At 39.1% G+C, this 20,345-nt stretch carries 25 protein-coding genes and 3 pseudogenes; 21 read left to right on the forward strand and 7 right to left on the reverse strand.

Annotated elements, in window-relative coordinates; all coding sequences use genetic code 11:
- Positions 1–3: 3 nt before the first annotated feature.
- Positions 4–768, forward strand: a complete 765-nt coding sequence (locus ACXYSL_RS08585; protein WP_458624489.1) for a hypothetical protein — start codon at positions 4–6, stop codon at positions 766–768.
- Here ACXYSL_RS08585 and ACXYSL_RS08590 read toward each other — a convergent pair.
- Together ACXYSL_RS08590 and ACXYSL_RS08595 are read right to left on the reverse strand one after the other, a co-directional pair.
- Positions 763–1,458, reverse strand: a complete 696-nt coding sequence (locus tag ACXYSL_RS08590) for a hypothetical protein (protein WP_458624490.1) — start codon at positions 1,456–1,458, stop codon at positions 763–765. The genes ACXYSL_RS08585 and ACXYSL_RS08590 overlap by 6 nt on opposite strands.
- A gap of 98 nt (positions 1,459–1,556) precedes the next feature.
- Positions 1,557–2,099 carry a helix-turn-helix domain-containing protein gene (locus ACXYSL_RS08595; protein ID WP_259298998.1) on the reverse strand — a complete coding sequence of 181 codons (543 nt, stop codon included), beginning with the start codon at positions 2,097–2,099 and terminating at the stop codon, positions 1,557–1,559.
- Positions 2,100–2,304: 205 nt separating this feature from the next.
- Here ACXYSL_RS08595 and ACXYSL_RS08600 point away from each other — a divergent pair, with 205 nt between their 5' ends.
- From ACXYSL_RS08600 to ACXYSL_RS08650, 11 genes and pseudogenes are all read left to right on the forward strand, one after another.
- Positions 2,305–2,505 (forward strand): helix-turn-helix transcriptional regulator, encoded by a 201-nt coding sequence (locus tag ACXYSL_RS08600; protein ID WP_088793933.1) that lies wholly within the window; start codon positions 2,305–2,307, stop codon positions 2,503–2,505.
- A 14-nt stretch (positions 2,506–2,519) separates the two neighbouring features.
- Positions 2,520–3,147 (forward strand): annotated as a pseudogene (locus ACXYSL_RS08605) (Rha family transcriptional regulator).
- 318 nt (positions 3,148–3,465) lie between these two features.
- Complete coding sequence (locus tag ACXYSL_RS08610) at positions 3,466–3,759, forward strand: hypothetical protein (RefSeq protein ID WP_061599151.1); 294 nt, start codon at positions 3,466–3,468, stop codon at positions 3,757–3,759.
- A gap of 98 nt (positions 3,760–3,857) precedes the next feature.
- Positions 3,858–4,073 (forward strand): hypothetical protein, encoded by a 216-nt coding sequence (locus tag ACXYSL_RS08615; protein ID WP_247945164.1) that lies wholly within the window; start codon positions 3,858–3,860, stop codon positions 4,071–4,073.
- Positions 4,070–4,411 (forward strand): DNA-binding protein, encoded by a 342-nt coding sequence (locus tag ACXYSL_RS08620; protein WP_458624491.1) that lies wholly within the window; start codon positions 4,070–4,072, stop codon positions 4,409–4,411. The genes ACXYSL_RS08615 and ACXYSL_RS08620 overlap by 4 nt, the downstream gene beginning before the upstream one ends.
- Positions 4,404–4,679 (forward strand): XRE family transcriptional regulator, encoded by a 276-nt coding sequence (locus ACXYSL_RS08625; RefSeq protein WP_458624528.1) that lies wholly within the window; start codon positions 4,404–4,406, stop codon positions 4,677–4,679. Before ACXYSL_RS08620 ends, ACXYSL_RS08625 begins: the two co-directional genes overlap by 8 nt.
- A 140-nt stretch (positions 4,680–4,819) precedes the next feature.
- Positions 4,820–5,681: pseudogene (locus ACXYSL_RS08630) on the forward strand (primase alpha helix C-terminal domain-containing protein).
- Between the two features lie 19 nt (positions 5,682–5,700).
- Positions 5,701–7,200 carry a DNA primase family protein gene (locus ACXYSL_RS08635; protein WP_458624492.1) on the forward strand — a complete coding sequence of 500 codons (1,500 nt, stop codon included), beginning with the start codon at positions 5,701–5,703 and terminating at the stop codon, positions 7,198–7,200.
- Between the two features lie 364 nt (positions 7,201–7,564).
- Positions 7,565–8,089 carry a hypothetical protein gene (locus tag ACXYSL_RS08640; protein WP_458624493.1) on the forward strand — a complete coding sequence of 175 codons (525 nt, stop codon included), beginning with the start codon at positions 7,565–7,567 and terminating at the stop codon, positions 8,087–8,089.
- Positions 8,090–8,170: 81 nt separating this feature from the next.
- Positions 8,171–8,689, forward strand: coding sequence for a hypothetical protein (locus tag ACXYSL_RS08645; protein WP_458624494.1), 519 nt, complete (start codon positions 8,171–8,173; stop codon positions 8,687–8,689).
- Positions 8,690–9,241: 552 nt separating this feature from the next.
- Entirely contained in the window at positions 9,242–9,655 is a 414-nt protein-coding gene (locus ACXYSL_RS08650) for a DUF1492 domain-containing protein (RefSeq protein WP_458624495.1), read from the forward strand.
- Between the two features lie 992 nt (positions 9,656–10,647).
- On the opposite strand, the pseudogene ACXYSL_RS08655 reads toward ACXYSL_RS08650, so the two are convergent.
- From ACXYSL_RS08655 to rpmF, 4 genes and pseudogenes are all read right to left on the reverse strand, one after another.
- Positions 10,648–11,995: pseudogene (locus tag ACXYSL_RS08655) on the reverse strand (ISL3 family transposase); the annotation flags it as partial.
- 198 nt (positions 11,996–12,193) lie between these two features.
- Positions 12,194–12,712, reverse strand: a complete 519-nt coding sequence (locus tag ACXYSL_RS08660; RefSeq protein ID WP_458624496.1) for an HXXEE domain-containing protein — start codon at positions 12,710–12,712, stop codon at positions 12,194–12,196.
- A 78-nt stretch (positions 12,713–12,790) separates the two neighbouring features.
- Positions 12,791–12,940 (reverse strand): 50S ribosomal protein L33, encoded by a 150-nt coding sequence (rpmG, locus tag ACXYSL_RS08665; protein ID WP_001265622.1) that lies wholly within the window; start codon positions 12,938–12,940, stop codon positions 12,791–12,793.
- A gap of 15 nt (positions 12,941–12,955) precedes the next feature.
- Entirely contained in the window at positions 12,956–13,138 is a 183-nt protein-coding gene (gene rpmF / locus ACXYSL_RS08670; protein ID WP_000290417.1) for a 50S ribosomal protein L32, read from the reverse strand.
- A 220-nt stretch (positions 13,139–13,358) separates the two neighbouring features.
- Here rpmF and ilvD point away from each other — a divergent pair, with 220 nt between their 5' ends.
- Positions 13,359–15,062, forward strand: coding sequence for a dihydroxy-acid dehydratase (gene ilvD / locus ACXYSL_RS08675; protein ID WP_458624497.1), 1,704 nt, complete (start codon positions 13,359–13,361; stop codon positions 15,060–15,062).
- 165 nt (positions 15,063–15,227) lie between these two features.
- Here ilvD and ACXYSL_RS08680 read toward each other — a convergent pair whose 3' ends face one another.
- A complete protein-coding gene (locus ACXYSL_RS08680) occupies positions 15,228–15,569 on the reverse strand; it encodes a metal-sulfur cluster assembly factor (RefSeq protein WP_001204050.1) in 342 nt (113 codons plus the stop codon).
- Between the two features lie 167 nt (positions 15,570–15,736).
- On the opposite strand from ACXYSL_RS08680, the gene hisS reads away from it, so the two are divergent.
- The 8 genes from hisS to ACXYSL_RS08720 all read left to right on the forward strand — a co-directional run bounded on the left by hisS (position 15,737) and on the right by ACXYSL_RS08720 (position 20,337).
- Complete coding sequence (hisS, locus tag ACXYSL_RS08685; protein ID WP_458624498.1) at positions 15,737–17,017, forward strand: histidine--tRNA ligase; 1,281 nt, start codon at positions 15,737–15,739, stop codon at positions 17,015–17,017.
- A 144-nt stretch (positions 17,018–17,161) separates the two neighbouring features.
- Positions 17,162–17,368: a helix-turn-helix transcriptional regulator gene (locus tag ACXYSL_RS08690; protein WP_000916948.1), complete on the forward strand. Its 207-nt coding sequence runs from the start codon at positions 17,162–17,164 to the stop codon at positions 17,366–17,368.
- Positions 17,365–17,553, forward strand: a complete 189-nt coding sequence (locus ACXYSL_RS08695) for a hypothetical protein (protein ID WP_268719029.1) — start codon at positions 17,365–17,367, stop codon at positions 17,551–17,553. Before ACXYSL_RS08690 ends, ACXYSL_RS08695 begins: the two co-directional genes overlap by 4 nt.
- Complete coding sequence (locus ACXYSL_RS08700) at positions 17,540–17,737, forward strand: hypothetical protein (RefSeq protein ID WP_458624499.1); 198 nt, start codon at positions 17,540–17,542, stop codon at positions 17,735–17,737. The genes ACXYSL_RS08695 and ACXYSL_RS08700 overlap by 14 nt, the downstream gene beginning before the upstream one ends.
- A gap of 2 nt (positions 17,738–17,739) precedes the next feature.
- Complete coding sequence (locus ACXYSL_RS08705) at positions 17,740–18,090, forward strand: PspC domain-containing protein (protein ID WP_458624500.1); 351 nt, start codon at positions 17,740–17,742, stop codon at positions 18,088–18,090.
- An 18-nt stretch (positions 18,091–18,108) separates the two neighbouring features.
- Complete coding sequence (locus ACXYSL_RS08710) at positions 18,109–18,810, forward strand: DUF3169 family protein (protein ID WP_458624501.1); 702 nt, start codon at positions 18,109–18,111, stop codon at positions 18,808–18,810.
- Between the two features lie 11 nt (positions 18,811–18,821).
- Positions 18,822–19,646 carry an ABC transporter ATP-binding protein gene (locus tag ACXYSL_RS08715; protein WP_458624502.1) on the forward strand — a complete coding sequence of 275 codons (825 nt, stop codon included), beginning with the start codon at positions 18,822–18,824 and terminating at the stop codon, positions 19,644–19,646.
- Positions 19,639–20,337, forward strand: coding sequence for an ABC transporter permease (locus tag ACXYSL_RS08720; RefSeq protein WP_458624503.1), 699 nt, complete (start codon positions 19,639–19,641; stop codon positions 20,335–20,337). The genes ACXYSL_RS08715 and ACXYSL_RS08720 overlap by 8 nt, the downstream gene beginning before the upstream one ends.
- The last annotated feature ends 8 nt before the right edge of the window (positions 20,338–20,345 follow it).

The raw sequence follows: 20,345 nt of genomic DNA on the forward strand, positions 1-20,345 counted from the left end.
AATATGAAAAAGACAAAAATTATTCTTATAATTACTTCACTATTATGGACATTTGTGAACTTTTGTCAAGCTTTACATTCACCTACTGTGGTAAATCTGACTAGTTTCATCGGAATTGTTCCCATTATTGCTGCTTTGTATTCCGAAATTGATTGGCTTTATATTCATTGGAACAAATTTAGAGCCTATATATTTTTAAAAACAGTTTCTTTTACCCCAAAAAGTTCTAAGTTTTTAAAAGAAACTATTACACTTAACCAATTAGAAAAGCAAATTCGATCCGTACTTAAGGAAAATGACTATTCCATAAATGAAGCTACTTTCAGCAAAACTCATGAAGATATTTATATAGATATAGAATCAACAAGAGGTATAAGAAATAAGTTGAGTATTAGTTTACATCCAGAAAGCAATGGACAGAGACTGATATTCAAGGCTGACTACCAATTAGCGTATAGAGATGTAAAAAAACAGTGGGACTCTTTTTTGTCACTAAGAGATAATCTGTTTTCTATTTATTCTAGGGAAGAAAGTAGCAAAGAACGGTTTGATGTAACCATTAAGACTGATAAACACAGGAAATATAATCCATTTTACAGAATGACTGTACGACATCTTGGAAAAAAAGAAGTAAAGAAATTTGATTTGCAATTTAAGGACAATGATCTATCGGTCAAAACTACCCTAAATAAGATTTATGGAACATCTAATAATCGTCAAGACATAGAAAAATTAATTAATGAATATATACCATTGTCACGGTTATGATAGCACTCCAATTTTCATTAGTGTTGCGATAGAAAATTCTAGCATCGGATATTCTTTTTGTTCGGAGATATCTGTCAAAGATGTGAAAGAGAGAATAGTACCAGACTGAGTCAGCATTATTGTTCTTGATTTACCCAATATATCCAATGTACCTATTATCTTTGTTGCTTCATCATTTGCTAAAGCTTCAATTGCTTCATCGTTTACATCAACCTCGTCTCCTGAAAATGACTTACTTGAGACACCGGCATCAGTACTATTAAAACTAACTCCTTTTGTTTGTGGCATCATGTTGGAAATTGCCATTAAATCAAATTTTAACGATGTATAATTAATATTTAGTGTATCAATTTTTTCCAATTCTTTTAAAAATTTTTTCGCTGTAGGAGTTGTTGTAGTCAAAAATAATAATTGATCAGTTTGCGAATAAAAAATATCGAATTCAAAGGCTTTTTGGTAATTGTCGTATTGTTGATATTCGTCAGCATCAGAGTTATATACCAAGATTTCATCGTCGATTGTCTTTGTATAACTTCCTTTAAATTTAGTGTATACTTTTCCTTCTATGGTCAAGGTTTGGCCAGTTGTTGTAATAGAGCCAATGGTAACATTGGCTTTTTTGATGCCTGTAGTACCGTTTGGTATTTCAAATTCATAAACTTGTCTAACAGAAATAGAAGTAGCTCCCATAATATTTTCTCCTTTTTTAATTTACTAATGTTAAATACTTTTCTTTGCTCCTCACACTCAAAGATGGCGATGGCGAGTGTGGGGATTTTTTGTTTTATCTACTCAAGCCCTTTGAAACTATCTAAAATTTTATCTTTTGAGTCTGGGTGATGAAATCTAGTTGATAACAATTGATATTGGACAATATTTCTAAAAAGAGCTAGCTCTATCTTGTCTCTTAGTATTTCAAAAATATCATCGAAATCATTTTCACCATTATTTTCAAGTAATTCGAGTACTTCAATAGCTTTATTTTTATTGTATCGTCCATTAAGAGAGTCAGCAACCTTTTTATATGTTTTGATTTTTTCAGAAATTTTTTCAAAATATTCTTTTCTGGTCTTATCTGGATTGCTATAATCTCCGTTAAAAAAGATATATTCTTCAAGATCTGCTGCGTCCATGAGGTCAATAACTTCATACCCCAACAGATATCCAACACTTACTCCGAAGTAGTCAGCAAGTAGCTGGGCTTTTTCTGGTTTAATTTGACTTTCTCCGTTTTCCCAATTTTGAAGAGTCCGATAATGAACCCCAATATTTTCAGCTAACTCTTTTTGAGATAGCTTTTTTTCTTGTCTTAATTCTTTCAATCTATTCATGTTTCATCACACCTTTCAAAGATGATTATATACTATATCTTAGAAAAAGTACATTTTTTTTGTGCAAAAATTAAAAAAACAGTTGACATGTGAAAAAATATTGTGTATTATACAAATTAAGCACAGAAAAAATGTGTTCCCTCTCCAAGCTTTCACACTTTTCAATCTATTCATGGAGGGGGATTTTTTAGAAAGGAGCAAATCTATGAGCAAACTACGAGGCTATCGGGTTATGTTAGGACTAACTCAGCAACAGATGGCGGACAAGCTAAAAATTTCTTTGCAGTCATACAACAACAAAGAATTAGGTAAAACGCCATTCAATGACAAGGAACGCCTAGCGATTAAGTCAATGGTTGCAGAAATCAAACCAGATATAACCATAGATGAACTGTTTTACAGTTAGAAAGGAGAAAACCAATGGAACTAGTCTACATGGACGGTAAGAAAGAACCGTATACACTAAGTAGTATTGTTGCAGAATACACGGGATTGCAACATCACACAATAACCAAGACGATCCGCAAGCATCAAGCAAGGTTTGAACAGTTTGGAAAGGTTGGATTTAAAATCCAAGCTATGGAGAGTGGCCAGAATACCAAGGACTATATTTTGAATGAGCAACAAGCGACCTTGTTAGTTACATTCTTGAAGAACACCGAGCAAGTGGCCAATTTCAAAACCAATCTGGTCAAAGCATTCTTTGAAATGCGTGAGGAACTTTCTAAGTTTCGTATGCAGAGGGCGCTAGAAAAGCCAAAAAGAAAAACCTTGCATGACAGTATTGAGAACTGGGAACAAGCACCCAAGCACGCGCATAGCACCATGAACAACTTGCTACTGAAAGCAGTAACTGACAGGAACGCTAAGCAGCTAAGGGAAGAACGTGGGGGCTATAATGGCATCGATAGCTTGACCAGTGGACGAGCTGGAGCAATATCAAGCCTTTGAGGATATGGTAATAGCCATGATTGGCTTAAATATGAGTTATCAGGAAATCAAAGCTATGGTATTCAGAAATAAAAAAACACGCCTAGAATGCGCGTGATTGAAACAAAAAAGGCTTACCGAGACCAATCAGCAAAGCCTTTCACACTAACACTAAAACGAATTTAACAAAGCAGGCAAGCTATTATTAAAGAGGTTTTAGTAAGATTTATACCTAGATTATAGCATATTTAGGGCAATTTGACCATACGGAGAGCGCCAACTCTTAAAACTGGTACTTTCTCACGCTCTCAAACTTTGGCGACTCTGGGCGTGGGTAATCGGTATAGTAAAAGGCAAGAAAGACATTAAAAAGCTGTCGAAACAGGAACAAGCTCATCAGGGCAATTACACAAACACAGAAACAGAGGCAAAAAACATGACAACAAAAAAATCAACATCAAGCCAACAAGTTCTATTATCGGCTAAGAAACTAGCAGAATTAGGGAACGAATTAACCGACATCATGAACGTTTTAGAAATGAATAACCTAGCTCTTGAAGGGCTTGAGTTTGCACTACAGAAAGATACAACCACATTCTTATGGCTTGCTAAAAAATACACTGATACAGCATACGCCCAGAATGAAAAGTTATACGATCGTCTAAATGAGATAGCCTTTTTGCTTTTGAACAATGACGACGCTAAAGAGCTGGAGGCATACCATGACTAAAGATATTAAAGAAATGGCACAAGCCGAAGACGACTTCCTGAAGATGGAACGAGGCGACCAAGTGGACTACATCAAGAACTATAAGGCGAGGGCATAACATGAACGAACTAGATTTAACCAACACACAGGCGCTTATCTTTTCCGTGGTACTGATTGGCTTACTACTTTACCTAAACCATCGAGACCGCCAAAAAAGCGCTCAAATGGAGAGAGAAAGCAGACAGGCGATAGAAACACCTAGCGAGGTTTTAAATCCTTGCTACGGGCGTTATATTCAGCTTGCAGGGGTTAACGTATGGGGAGGAATTGAATGAGTCTAACAATGAATGACAAGCGAGTATTAAGACTAATCAAGGTCGGGGCTGAGAACTCCATAACAGGGGCAGAAATCAGCCTAATCACCAAACTAGCAGAAAGAACCATCCAGGACATTATCAGCCGTCTGATCACGCGCTACGGTGTTCCTATCGTTGGGGTACGTCACGGAGCTTTTAGAGGCTACTTTATACCAGCTAACAAAGAGGAGCTACTGGATGGAGCAAAGGCATTCTATAACCAGGTACAGGAAAAACAGAAGTGTCTGACTGTCCTTTTAAATGCCGATTTAGAGAGCTACAAGCAACTACTGAAGGGAGCTGATGAATTTGTTTAGTCTCAGCAAAGAGAGCGAATATGAGCTAACTCATGGCGTTCTGGAGCTTGTGGAGAACTACCTGGAAGCGCGTGATACAGTCAAACCACGTTTGACGGGGTTAATCACGGTACAAGAAGCCATGGACGAGTTAGACATAAAGTACAAGACACTTCAAAAGTGGGAAGATGCTGGGCTAAGACGATACCAGCCCCCACTAGAAGATACTAGGAAGATCTATTATAGAGTTTCTGACTTGCTGAAGTTTTTGGGGGTGGAAAATGGCTAGATATAACACACACCCAGCACAAGGTGGAGGTCATTATCATGACATTAAATTGTATAAGCACCGTGGCAGATCTTTGGAACAGTTCCAAGAACAAAAGCTACTGAAGAAGTTAAAAAAGAAACGAAAAAAGGGGCGATAGTATGACAATTTACGAGGCTAAAGGCTTTCAGAGTAATCTTGTCTATCCATTTGATAGAATTGAGCCTTTCCAGTATATTGAACGCTTTAAACCTTTGGTAGTCCCTGAAGGGTCAAACATTGAAGAATTTAAGCGTACACAAGCGCCATATTGTTTAAGTGGTAAGGTTATGCCGGAGAAAAACGGGAGTTACAAGCGAAACAACACCAGCCTAGTATATCGGGATTTGATTTTTCTTGATTATGACGATATACAGGGCACGTCTGAGAGCTTCATAAATGCCGTTTCTAGCGCTTTGTTTGGCTACTCCTACATCTTGTACCCGACTATCAAATATAGCATAGAAAAGCCTCGTTTTCGCCTTGTGGTGAAGCCTGACAACGTGATGAATGAGGCAACCTATAAGCAGGTAGTGAAGGAGATTGCTGACAAGATAGGGCTACCCTTTGACATGGCCAGTCTGACCTGGTCACAACTCCAAGGGCTGCCAGTCACAACAGGCATCCCAGCAGACTATCAAAAAATCGTAGAGCATGGCCTGGAGTATCCAGTCCCCAAGGTTGAACCAAGAGCGAAGCAAGAAACTACTGAGCGTTATAAACCTAGAGTAAGTGGCCAGAGGTCAATGACCATGAGAATTATTGACACGCTTTTTAATGGCTTTGGAGACGAGGGAGGGCGTAACGTGGCAGTGACACGATTTGTAGGCTTACTCTTTAACAAGTGGGTTGATTGTGACTTAGAAACCCGCCTACGAGCTAACAAAGATAGCTAATAGCGTGACTGCTGAACCGTTACCGATTGAGGAACTAGACCGTACTTTCAGCAGCATAGCACGGGCAGAATACAGAAAGAGAGGGTAGAACCATAGAACTAGAAGAATTGGAAAACCTAAAAAGTGAAATCTTAGAGGTGAGAGAGCAAGAGCAACCCCCTAGGACGATGAAGGAGCTTGAAAATCGTATCTTTCAGGCTGGTGAAGAATGGCGGGCAGAACATACTGAAACAAAGGTAAACGAGTCCACAGGGGACGTTACCGAAAAGGTCGCTATGCCCCAAACCTTCACCGTTGCTAAAATACTAAGCGATATTGTCACGTTTACTTTTATCAGTAAAAGCAACATAGCCGATTATAGCCTACTCTATATCTATGATTTAGACGAGGGTATCTATACCGCTAGTAATGACCTGTTTAACCTATTCTGTAAGACTTTTGACGTGAGAATTAAGCCCAGAGAGTGGCCACAGATTAAGTTAATGGTTAGGACATTGACCAAGATAAAGAAACCTTTAGAAAGTGCTAACCTTGTACCTGTAAAGAATGGCATTATTGACCTAAGAACTAAGGAGCTACTCCCTTTTAGCCCTAAGTATGTAATTACAAGTAAGATCAGCACAGCCTACCACGCTCCCACGCAAGTCCCAACAGATCGAGAGGGTAAAACTTTTGACGATTGGCTAAACTCAATCGCTTGTAATGATAGTGAACTGGTAACACTGTTTTGGCAGATTATCCTAGAGGCTATCAATCCTAACCACACCCGCAATAAGTTTGCGATCTTCTACGGGGACGGTAACAATGGTAAAGGGACATTTCAGCGCTTCCTTATCAATCTGATAGGGGAAAGCAATATATCAGCCTTAAAACCTGCACAGTTTGCTGAAAAGCATAACCTTGAAACCTTGGTAGGCAAAGTTTGTAATATTGGAGATGAAGCCCCAAACGAATACTTAAAAAATCCGTCTGATTTAATGAGTATCACTAGTGGGGACACTGTTCTAGTCAATCCAAAAGGTCGGCCAGCCTTTGAAGCTACCTTTAAGCTATTCAATATCTTTTCAGGCAACTATATCCCGAATGGTGGCAACAAGACTAAAGGCTGGTATCGTCGAATTATGATCGTACCTTTTAATGCGGACTTTAACGGGGAAAAGGAAAAGCCTTGGATAAAAAACGAGTTTTTAGCAAATAAGGAAGTCCTAGAGTATGCCCTGTACAAAGCCATCAACCAAGAGCCATTTACTCACTTTATCGAACCTAAAGCAGTTAAAGGCCTCCTAGAAGAATACCAGGAAGAAAATGACTACTTGCTTTCATGGGTTAAACATGAATACATGGAAAAAGGTTGGCATGAACTGGACGTAGTACCCGTTTTTATATTGACTAGATCACTGAAGCACTATGCTGAAGATATGGGAATACCCAAGCCTAATGTTTACGGGGCAGGAAAAGATACTATCAGACACCTACAACAGTTAACACCCAATCATTACAAACTTAAAAGAGCGAGGGTTAAAGTTGAGGACTTCGATAAGTTAGATCCTTTTGATTTTGAAAGAACAAAACTAGCTAAAACTAATCATGCTGTCGTTAAAGACTAAAATGTTACCTTCTTTTTATGCCCTAAACCCTTGGTATATCTACGTTTTCATCCAAAAATGTTACCTTCTTGTTACCTTGTTTAGAAAGAAGGTAACGTAGTTAAACCCTTGATACTACTCACTTTTTTAGGAAAATGTTACCTTGTTACCTTCTTTTTAACTCTCTATATAGGGAAAAATAGTATTTATATATATAAGGGCTATGACTTCAAAAGAAGGTAACATGGTAACAAAACGGTCTAAACCTTTGTGGCAGTAAGGATGAACTATGTTACCTAGAAGGTAACAAAATCACTAAAGAAGGTAACAAATCTCAAAAATATTACATAATTTACCTTAAACTAAGAAACGGAGAAAAAACAACATGACACTAAAAACATTTTCAGACAAAGCAAAAACATTTACTTTTACTTACTATTTTTGTGATCAGGCGACCGCTCAAGTAGCAGGTCACGCGCTACTGGGATATATGACTGGGACATATTGCCAGCCTGTAATCTCATTGACCTACAAGGATAAAGGCACGCTAGTAGCTGAGTATGTGGAAGATCACAAGCTAAACAAGACCTTTAAGCGTATTTGTGACAGTTTTAAAGACTACCACAAACAACCAGGAGAGACTGAAGCATTTGAAGAACGTTACAAACGGGAGCGCGTGCTTCAACTCAAAGAGTCAGAGGACTTTGAGAGTTTGCTGAATAAGGTCACAGACTACGAACTGGAACTATTAGACTATGCTGATCGCTTGCTTTCTGATAAGCCTAGCCCTATGGACTCTATGACCGCTTTTGGTACGTTGGAAATGCTGGGCGATGAAAGTATTAGCCTACTCCAACAGTTGGACGTAGATGGCGAATATAGAGGCCTTGCTGGTTATTCTGGTCAATAAAACACAGGAAGGGGAGCAATCCCCTTTTAGCATTTAGGCAATAGATTTGGGTTTTTCCATATATAGGGGTATTTTGAACGAATGGAAGTTATAAAATCAATAACCGTAGAGACATTTATAAAGCCAATGAAAAACCAGAATATCAGTCACGGTATAGCTGAGTTGGACGGTAGAAAACTAGAAATAGACTTAGATAACCTATATATCACCTTTGGAAGTAATCATTTTGATTTAGCAAGTATACCGGGAACTAAAGGAGGCAATCGCTACTTCTTTCTCTGTCCTATTTGTGGTAATCGATGCAGAAAACTCTATAAGAGACTTTTGCTGTATGGTTGTGGATCATGCCAGAAAATACACAAATCAACACTGAACCGAAGTAAGACAGATTGCCAATACTATTGGGAGCTTGCGCTTCGGGAAGCTAGAAAGGTAGAACCAGGGTGGAGTCCTAGACGTGGCGGATATATGTTCGATAGTTTTCCTGAAAGACCAAAATACATGAAACGTGACAAATATTATAAGCACTATCAAAAGTTTGTTAACTATACCAGAAAAGGAGATAGTTTTTGGCTGAATGGTTTGAGTAAACTGAAGTAGTGGTTTGGAGGATTTGCAAAACAAATACTAAATAAAGATTAATGTAAAAAAAGAATGATATATAATAATTACAAGATAACAAAAGTATAGCGATGGGAAAAATAAGGCAGAGATACCCCCTTTATTTTTAGACGGGGGTATATTTTGCTAAAGTACAAGAACGCTGCCCTCTTCTGTACGAAAAATTCCCTTTTTGAAATGTTTATAAGTGTTAGGGAATGTAGTGCTATCAGGAAATTCGCTTAATTTTTTACCTCCAAAGCTATCTCTCAACTATCCCTTTTATAATCATAGTGGGGTATCCCCCTATCCACGCGCTTCTATGACCTTCACACCGTCATTGTATATTTTTTATCACGGGAAATTACTTCTCAAGGAATAATTGAACTCCGAGCGAACGCCGAGAAAATAGCTCTTGAACAGAGAACGAACAGAGAAGATTATATAGCTTGAAGCTAGAGCGAACATAGAGAAAATGCAAAAAAGCCAAGGCACTCCGCCTCAGCTATAATCTCAATAATATTATTATATCATAGAGGAGGAGGCCAAGGCATGACACCAGAGCAGGTAAAAGAAAAACTAGAGGGCGTTAAGTGGATCAATAAAGAAATAGAGGGCTTATATTTAGAGCTTGCAGCTTTAGAAAGTGGTATTATCAAAAAGCAAGAACTGAGCACTACCAGAGTACAAATAAGCAGGGTAAATACGGCCGAGAATAACCTTATAAGTGTTCTGAAGCTAAAAGAGGATACGCTCCAGCGGATTGAGCGCCTTACTGAGGAAAGAATGGCAATATCTGGTCTAATCGATAAACTGGACAATCCGCTTGAGCGTTCTGTTCTAAGGCTTTTTTACTTGAATGATCTTGTAGCTTTGGAAGTCGCTGAAGAATTAGGTAAGTCTAAAACTTCGATATATCAGGCTAGAAAAGAAGCTTTAGAACATTTGGCAGAGACGGGGTTATAATATTTTCTTGGTAGTAGGTGATGAAATCATAGATATTTTTGAAAGAAAATAAAAAAGAGAGCACACACCCCCAACAGCCGAAGCCTTTAATGTAGGAGGTAGTAACTCTCGTTACTTAGATTATAACCTAAAAAACTTTTAAATACAAGAACATTGAGACTCTACTCTTTGGAGATAATCTGAATATCAATAAATAGAAAATGTGATATAATAAAAGCATAGAGGATAGAGGTTGAAAAGTATCCGCCTCCAACGCGCCACTTAGCTAGTGGGCCGAGAAATGCGGGCGACATTCGGCGGTCCCGCCTATCCTTCCTTATAGCCAAGCCCTTAGAAGCAAATCTGAGGGCTTTTGTGAGGTGCTAGAAGTTCCTACAATTATGTTTGAAGATGAAGGCAAAGAGTTACAGGTATAACATCATAAAGCACGCGCTTCATGGTATAATATACCTATCAGCAATTAGAAACTAAAGTATGGAAAAGTATGTACATATTTCGTCAGAAAACAAAAAAAGCACGTTTGACCGTGCTAGTTTCTTGCCTGCTGAACTCGTCGATTGGTAGAGCTGAAAAAGCTCTTTTTTGCTTAGTTTTTTGCTTAGATAGAAAGAAAACCTAAGAATACAGAATAAAACTAAATTCGCTGTAAACTCTTATGTATCAAGGGTTAGGAGTATCTAAAGAAATATAGCCCTATCTACTTTTTGCTATACAACAAAATGCTTTAATTTTAAGAAATATCTTACAGAAAGCCTACAACAGTGGGCTTTTTGCTTTGTCTTAAAAAACGGCTCTTTATCAACTGTAGTGGGTTGAAGTCAGCTAAGATCTAGAAAGAGTCTGGAACAAAAAGATTTTGATTTTAGGAATTCTTTATTATAAATTTTTAAAATCGATAGATTAGACAAAAAAGCGAACAAGACAGAATTCTGAGTGTCAGATAACTGATTTTGTTCGCTTTTTATATTTAAGGTTAGACTTTTGTCCCAGTCTCTTTCTTTTTTGATGTTCAGAGCGATAAAAATCCGTTTTTTGAAGTTTTCAAAGTTCCGAAAACCAAAGGCATTGCGCTTGATGAGTTTGATGAGATTATTCGTTGCTTCTAATTTTGCGTTGGAATAGGGTAATTGGAGAGGTTGACGATTTTCTCTTTGTTCTTTAGAAAGGTTTTAAAGACAGTATGAAAGAGAGGATGAACCTGCTTTAGATTGTCCTCAATAAGTCCGAAAAATTTCTCAGGCTCCTTGTTCTGAAAGTGAAAAAGCAAGAGCTGATAGACATTATAGTGGTATTTCAAGTCTTCTGAATAGCTCAAAAGCTTGTAAAGCTTGCCTAGAATTTCTTTATTCGTCAAGTGCAGACGAAAAGTAGGGCGATAAAATCGCTTATCACTAAATTTACGGCTATCCTGCTGGATGATCTTTCAGTAGCGCTTGATAGCCTTGTATTCATGAGACTTTCGATGAAACTGATTCATGATTTGAACACGGACATGACTCATAGCACGGCTTAAGTGTTGGAGTAAAACAGTCCAGTGAACTGTTTTAGCCTGAGTTTAGAAGTATAATAACGAAGGGTGAAAGCGATCCAGAACGATTTTAGCATTTGGGAGTGAAACAGTCTGGGAGACTGTTTCAGCCTGAGCCTAGAAATTCGAAAGCGAAGTTGTCTAGCTAAGTCATAATAAGGACTAAACCGATCCATCGTAATGATTTTCACCTGGCAACGGACACTTCTATCGTATCGAAGAAAGTAATTTCGGATGATAGTTTGTGTCCTGCCTTCAAGGACAGTGATGATATCGAGCTTTTTAAAATCTTACGCAATGAAACTTATCTTCATCTCCCGATTGAAACAGTCACTCCCCTGACTGTTTCAACATCCCAAGACATAATCTCAGGAAGACGAGAAAAATCATGTTTAAAGTGAAAGTCATTAAGCTTTCGAATAACAGTTGAAGTTGAGATGGAAAGTTGATGGGCAATGTCGGTCATAGAAGTTTTTTCAATCGACTTTTGAGCAATTTTTTGGTTGATAATACGAGGAATTTGATGATTCTTCTTGACGAGAGAAGTCTCAGCGACCGCTATTTTCGAACACTGATAACACTTAAAACGTCGCTTTCTAAGGAGAATTCTAGTAGGCATACCAGTTGTTTCAAGGTAAGGAATTTTGGAAGTCATATTTCTTCATTTGATTTTCGCAATCAGGACAAGATGGTGCGTCGTAGTCCAGTTTAGCGATGATTTCCTTGTGGGTATCTCTATTAACAACATCCATAATTTGGATATTAGAGTCTTTGATATCGAGTAGTCTTGTGATAAAATGTAATGGTTCCATATGATTCTTTCTAATGATGGTTTGGTCGCTTTTCATTATAGATCATATGGGACTTTTTTCTACAACAAAATAGGCTCCATAATATCTATAGGGGATTTACCCACTACAAATATTATAGAGCCTAAAAACTATAGAACACTTCTTAACTGTGAGGGGGATAAAAAATTCCCTGCAAATTGAAATTGCAAGGAACTTTTGTTAATGGTTATGGGCAAGCCAGGCGGAATACTTTTTCCCGAGCCAGAGAGCAAAGAGGAGATTGATGACGACGATGCCTGAACCGACCAGTGAAAATAGGAAAAATTCGCTGGTCGAAACTCGCCACAAATGTACAATGTCTGTAATCAAATAAGCACTGACAGGAAAACAAAGGATAGAAGTGATGAGAGCAGGGATATACTTGCGAAGAAGGATTGATTGTCCAATATGGAGCAAGAGATGAAGTGCAAAGGCTACAAATCCCCCTAACCAAACTAATTCGAGCGCTCTAGATTGAGTAAAATACGCTAATAAAGTGATGGATAAGACAAGAACAAATTCCTCAAAAACAGCAAGGGCAAATCCTTCTGTTGTAATTCTTTTGTGGAGCTTGAGAATAGCTGGAGCCTTTTGAGCCAGCAAGGTTTCGTTGAGATGAATCCAAGGGACAAGACCGATAATTTCTTCCATATCGTGAAAGATAAAGAGTAGAGGAAACATCCAAAGATAAAATGCCATAAATCTCTCCTGAAAAGCTATAGATTGCTAACCAATAAAGCAAAAAACGCCCAGTAAGGCGTTTTGAGTTAGGTGTGCTTACTTAACTTCTGTAAACACAACGTGTTTGCGAAGTTTTGGTGAGTATTTCTTCAATTGAAGACGGTCTGGAGTGTTACGTTTGTTTTTAGAAGTAAGGTACAAGCGTTCACCAGATTCTTTGTGTTCAAGTGTAATATTTACGCGCATGGTATCTCCCTTCTATTATTCAGCTGATGCAGCTTTAGCGATTTTACGTCCTTTGTAGTATCCTTTAAGTGATACGCGGTGAGAACGTGAGTAATCTCCAGTAGTTTCGTCAAAGTTTACAGATGGAGCTGTTACTTTGTAGTGTGTACGACGTTTGTTTTTCTTCGCTTTTGAAGTGCGACGTGCAGGTACTGCCATTTTGATTTCTCCTTTAGGTATTTAAATTCGATTCAATCTAGTGATTTTCATCAACCATACTAGGATAACACATTTTGTTTGTAAAGTAAAGTTACTTGACAAAAAAAGATGAAAAAATTAGAAGTTGTTAATCGGAATTTTCTGAAAATTCAAGAATTTTATTCTGTTCTTCATGCGGAAATTGTGCTATAATAGTAAAAACTGAAACGGGAGGGATAAGATGACTGAATTAGATAAACGTCACCGCAGTAACATTTATGACAGCATGGTTAAATCACCAAACCGCGCTATGCTTCGTGCGACTGGTATGACAGATAAGGACTTTGAAACACCGATTGTGGGAGTGATTTCGACTTGGGCGGAAAATACACCATGTAACATTCACTTGCATGATTTCGGGAAACTGGCTAAAGAAGGTGTCAAATCCGCAGGTGCTTGGCCTGTTCAGTTTGGTACCATTACCGTAGCGGACGGGATTGCCATGGGAACGCCTGGTATGCGTTTCTCTCTAACATCTCGTGACATCATTGCGGACTCCATCGAGGCGGCGATGGGTGGTCACAACGTCGATGCCTTTGTCGCCATCGGTGGCTGTGACAAGAACATGCCTGGTTCTATGATTGCTATTGCCAATATGGATATCCCGGCTATTTTCGCTTATGGAGGAACTATTGCACCGGGTAACCTTGATGGAAAAGACATCGATTTGGTTTCTGTCTTTGAGGGAATCGGAAAATGGAACCACGGTGATATGACAGCTGAGGACGTGAAACGTCTTGAATGTAATGCCTGCCCTGGCCCTGGTGGCTGTGGCGGTATGTATACTGCTAATACCATGGCGACTGCTATCGAAGTCCTCGGTATGAGTTTGCCAGGATCTTCATCTCACCCAGCTGAATCAGCTGACAAGAAAGAAGATATCGAAGCGGCAGGACGTGCTGTTGTCAAGATGCTGGAGCTTGGTCTCAAACCATCAGATATCTTGACTCGTGAAGCCTTTGAAGATGCCATCACTGTAACCATGGCTCTCGGTGGTTCTACCAATGCCACTCTTCACTTGCTTGCCATTGCCCATGCGGCTAATGTTGACTTGTCACTTGAGGACTTCAATACAATCCAAGAGCGTGTGCCTCACTTGGCTGACTTGAAACCATCTGGTCAGTATGTCTTCCAAGATCTCTACGAAGTCGGTGGAGTTCCAGCGGTTATGAAATACCTCTTGGCGAATGGTTTCCTCCACGGAGACCGTATCACATGTACTGGTAAGACAGTTGCTGAAAACTTGGCCGACTTTGCAGACCTTACACCAGGTCAAAAAGTCATCATGCCACTGGAAAATCCAAAACGTGCAGATGGTCCGCTTATTATCTTGAACGGGAACCTTGCCCCTGATGGTGCGGTTGCCAAGGTATCAGGTGTTAAAGTGCGTCGTCACGTTGGACCAGCTAAGGTCTTTGACTCAGAAGAAGATGCTATTCAGGCCGTTCTGACAGATGAAATCGTTGATGGCGACGTTGTCGTTGTCCGTTTTGTTGGACCCAAGGGTGGCCCTGGTATGCCTGAGATGCTGTCCCTTTCATCCATGATCGTTGGTAAAGGTCAAGGAGACAAGGTTGCCCTCTTGACGGATGGCCGTTTCTCTGGTGGTACTTATGGTCTGGTTGTCGGACATATCGCTCCTGAAGCTCAGGATGGTGGACCGATTGCCTACCTCCGTACAGGTGATATCGTTACAGTTGACCAAGATACCAAAGAAATTTCCATGGCCGTATCCGAAGAAGAACTTGAAAAACGCAAGGCAGAAACAACCTTGCCACCACTTTACAGCCGTGGTGTTCTCGGTAAATACGCCCACATCGTATCATCTGCTTCACGCGGAGCCGTGACAGACTTCTGGAATATGGACAAGTCAGGTAAAAAATAAGCAAATCAAAAGCAAGCCAAATGGCTTGCTTATTTTTATCTTCAAAAGTGATTTGCCTGCTTATACTCAATAAAAATCAAAGAGCAAACTAGAAAGCTAGGCGCAGGCAGTACTTGAGTACGACAAGCCGACGCTGACGTGGTTTGAAGAGATTTTTGAAGAGTATTAACGAGGTGGCAGTCCAAGGGCAATACGGCCGTAGCGACTGATTCGTGTAATCTTCCAGGCAGGCGACCAGGTAACTTCAACTTTGACATCTTCGATACCCTCGATTTGTTTCAGACCTGCGACGATTTCGATAGGCAGGCTTTCAGCGCAATCACATGCAGTATCAGTGAAAGTCATGACAATCTTGCAGAGACCTGTTTCGTCCAGATTGATTTCATAAATCAGCCCTAGATTGTACACATCCAATTCCACATCTGTATCAAAAACCTTCTCTAGTTTATCGATAATTTGGTCTTGTAAGGCCAAAGCGCGGTCATTGATTTTGATATCGTCTCTCATAACAGTCCCTCCACGTGATAAATATCCTCTATTTTCTCATAATTCTGACAATTTAGCAAGTTTTTGATGAATTTTCTGAAAAGACTATCTTGAGAATTCCTACTCTCACTGTTTTAATCCCTCTATTTATGGTAAAATAAGACTATTAAGTTTAAAGAGGATTCCCTATGAAATTACAAAAACCAAAAGGAACGCAGGATATTTTACCTGCTGAGTCTGCCAAGTGGCAGTATGTTGAGGGCTTTGCCCGTGAAATTTTCAAGCGCTATAACTATGCAGAAGTGCGCACGCCTATTTTTGAGCACTACGAGGTCATCAGTCGCTCTGTCGGAGATACAACGGATATCGTAACCAAGGAAATGTATGATTTCTATGACAAGGGTGATCGTCATATCACCCTTCGTCCAGAAGGAACTGCGCCAGTTGTCCGTTCCTATGTGGAAAATAAACTCTTCGCTCCAGAAGTGCAAAAGCCAAGCAAATTTTACTACATGGGCCCTATGTTCCGCTATGAGCGTCCACAGGCAGGTCGTTTACGTCAGTTCCACCAGATTGGTGTTGAGTGTTTTGGCTCAAGCAATCCAGCTACCGATGTGGAGACGATCGCTATGGCAGCTCATTTCTTGAAAGAAATCGGTATCCAAGGTGTCAAATTGCATCTTAACACTCTTGGAAATCCTGAGAGCCGTGCGGCTTACCGTCAGGCCTTGATTGACTATTTGACACCGCTCAAGGAGATCTTGTCTAAGGATAGCCAACGTCGTTTGGATGAAAATCCTCTCCGTGTCTTGGACTCTAAGGAAAAAGAAGACAAGGTGGCAGTAGAGAATGCGCCGTCTATCTTGGACTTCCTTGATGAAGAAAGCCAGGCTCACTTTGATGCTGTGCGTCAGATGTTAGAAAATCTGGGTGTAGACTACATCATCGATACCAATATGGTACGTGGTCTGGACTACTACAACCATACCATTTTCGAGTTCATCACTGAAATCGAGGGCAATGACTTAACAGTCTGTGCAGGTGGTCGCTATGATGGCTTGGTTGCCTACTTTGGTGGTCCTGAGACTGCTGGCTTTGGCTTTGGACTTGGTGTAGAGCGCCTGCTTCTCATTCTTGAAAAGCAAGGTGTGACTCTCCCTATCGAAAACGCTCTAGATGTCTATATCGCTGTCTTGGGCGAAGGAGCAAATGTCAAAGCCCTAGAGCTAGTACAAGCTCTTCGCCAACAAGGTTTCAAAGCAGAGCGTGATTACCTCAACCGTAAACTCAAAGCTCAATTCAAGTCAGCCGATGTCTTTGCGGCTAAGACCCTTATCACCCTAGGAGAGAGCGAAGTCGAAAGCGGACAAGTGACAGTCAAGAACAACCAAACTCGAGAAGAAGTTCAAGTGTCACTTGATGCTATCAATCAAAATTTCTCAGAAATCTTTGAAAAACTAGGCTTTTAATAGTATTTAAAACTGGTCAGGACCTTACTCCTGACCGTTTTCTTTTGCAAAATGACAAAAATCATAAACTTTTTGACAAATATAGTTGTCAAAAAGAAAAAGATGTGTTACAATATAAGCAAGTTAAGAGTAAAGGAGAAAGGAATGCTTAAAAATCGTTTAAAAGAGCTTCGGGCTCGCGATGGTCTCAATCAAACCGAACTGGCCAAGTTAGCAGGAGTTTCCAGACAGACCATTAGCCTACTAGAACGGGACGAATACACCCCGTCAGTTGTGATCGCCCTGAAGATTTCGCAGATATTCAATGAACCAGTCGAGTCGGTATTTCGGATAGAGGAGGATGAGGAATGAATAAGTATAAAGTGATTTATTATATGAGTGTTTTTGCCTTTATTGTGAATGCTTTCGCTATGGTTGGAACATTACTGGGTTGGTTCTATTTTGTTGAAAGTAAGTATTTGTTTTGGATTAATTTAGTCCTCTTGTCCATTTTCAATTGGTTAAAGAAGAAGGAGAAAAATGATGAACAAGTATAAAGTAATCTATTATGTAGTTGCCATAGCTCTATTAGTCAGCGTATTTCTACTGATTGGGATGGACCTAGGCTGGTTTAATCCATATCAAAGCGACCAATTTGTTTGGGCCTACTTTGCTCTCATCCCAGTAATTGAATGGATTGAAAAGAAATCAAAAAATCTAACAAGCGAAAAAGGAGAATGAATATGAAAAAGTTTTTAGCAGATTTTCAAGTAGATACGGAACACAAAGAACTTGCGGGTGTTTGTGCAGGTTTAGGAAATTATTTTAATATTCAAGCCAATATCGTTCGTTTGGTGACAGTCTTGCTGTTTCTCTCTTCGACAGAGATTGGGATTATAACAGTAACTCTCTATGCCTATCTAGCAGGTTGGCTTGGCAATGAACCCTTGGGAGATGGAGTAAAAAAAGCTAGAAACCAAGCTATTCTTTTGTTTGCTGTTTGTTTGATTTTAGTATCACTTGGTTCAGAGGGATTGACAGCTATTTTTGAATCAGGTAAAGCCTTTGGTCAGTGGTTAGTTGGATTGGTTTAGTTTAGAAAGAGGATGAATATGAAAAAGAAACATTTATTAATTCTGTTGGGGAGTATACTGTTAGGTGTTTTATTGGGAATGATCGGTACTGGTTTTGCTGGTCTTCGTTCAGAAATTTCTAAAGATCAAGTACTGTTTGTTTTGGATACCTTCTTTTTCTGGCTTGGGATTATTTCAACAATTTTAGCTCTTTATTTTACCAGAATGAGTCGTAAAGCCTACAATAACTACCAAAGAGAAGAAGACGATGAACAAAGTGAACAAGACTATATTAGGATGTATCGTTTCTTAGATTATGGTACAGTGGCTAACAGTACTTTGCTAATTAGTATGTTATTCAGCTTAGTTGCTATGTTTCCTGAGTTTAGATTATCTTTATCTCCTTTTCTCTTAACCATACTTGTAATTTTTGTGGGTAGCTACTGTTTCAACACGACTAGCTTGATTCGTAATTATAAACTTTCTATCATGGCAACCTCTAAGGAAATGTTAGAATTCCTAGATACCTATGATGAGGGAGAAAAACAAGCAGAAATGGAAGAAGCTTACTTAATCTTGTTCAAGATTAATCAGACGATCTTGCCAGCTATCTATATTCTCTTGATGGTTGTATCACTGGTGTTAGGTGAAGTACAGTTGATTGCTTTAATTATAGCGGTTGCTATTCACATTTATATTAACCTTGCACAATTACGCAAAACAAAACGTTACTTTAAGTAAAAGGAGTTCCTATGATTCGTGTTGAAAATGTAAGCAAAAGTTTTGGAAGTAAGAAAGCTCTGCATCAGATTTCTTTCGAGATTCAGGAGGGTGAAATTTTTGGCTTCCTAGGACCTTCAGGTTCTGGTAAAACAACTATGATCAATGTCTTAACAGGACAGTTGGCTGCAGATCAAGGTAAAACAGTTTTGTTAGGCAAGAATTCTCAAGATTTAACCTCAAATGATTTGGAACAAATTGGTATTGTTAGTGATGGCAGTGGTTTTTATGAAAAGATGAGCCTCTATAAAAATCTGCTCATTTATGCAAAATTATATGGCCTTAAAGCTTCTAGAGTAGATACAGTGCTTGATCAAGTTGGGTTATCAGATGCCAAAAATCTTATCGCGGAAAAACTATCCACAGGTATGAAACAACGGATGTTCTTGGCTCGTGCTCTTCTAAATGCCCCTAAAATCCTCTTTCTGGATGAGCCAACAAGTGGTCTTGATCCTACCACCTCAAAATCGATTCATGCTCTCTTACAAGAATTGAAGCAGGCTGGGACAACGATTTTCTTAACAACCCACGATATGAATGAAGCAACCTTGCTTTGCGATCGCCTCTCTCTTTTAAATAAGGGAATCTTGATTGAGTATGGTAGCCCACAAGAGATTATCCAGAAATACCATGTGGATAAAAAGGTTCGTTTACGCTATCAAGATGGACGCGAACAAGTGGTTCCTTTTGAAGAATTGCCTCATTTGAATACGACAAATCTAATAGCTGTTCATTCGTGTGAACCGACTTTAGAAGAAATCTTTATTAGATTGACAGGAGAAAAGTTAGATGTTTAGAAAATTAAATGCCCTTTTTTGGTTAAGGTTGCAAGTTCTTATTAGCAATTCAACCTTGTTAGCGACTTTATTAATGCCCTTTGGTATTGCTATCCTGTATAATGAATTCTTAAACAAGGGTGGAGAATTGAGTATGTTTCTCCTCTCTATGAGTTTGACGATGGTCTTGAGTATGGGAAGTGGTTATATGGTATCGATTATGATGGCTGAGGATAAGGAAAAACGTAATCTTAAATCACTCATACTAAGTGGTGTGACAGCAACAGAGTATACTATGAGTATGATGGTTCTTCCTCTTCTAGTGATGCTTCTTTCTATGGTTGTTCTCCCCCTATATCTTAAAGTTGATTTGACAAACTACTTTCTTACCTATGGCCTCTATCTGCTTCTAGCGACCATCAGTATAATCTTTCTTAATCTTCTTATCGGTGCAGTATCAGATACCCAGTCTAAGGCGCAAGTCTATAGTATTTTTCCTATGCTGACCGTCTCTTTCTTGCCCGTTCTTGCCGTTCAAAATGAAACTGCGCAAAAATTGTTGGACTATTCTTTCATTGGTCCTTTGGTAAGTCTGTTAAAAGCAGGTGGTGGAGAGTTATCTTTGAGAAGTCTTGGTCTTTTGCTAGCATGGATCCTTCTACTAGGATTAGCTAGTCTCTTCGTATTGAAAAATAGTTATAAAGGAAAGTAGGAGGAACA

This window comes from Streptococcus sp. V913 (assembly GCF_054353455.1).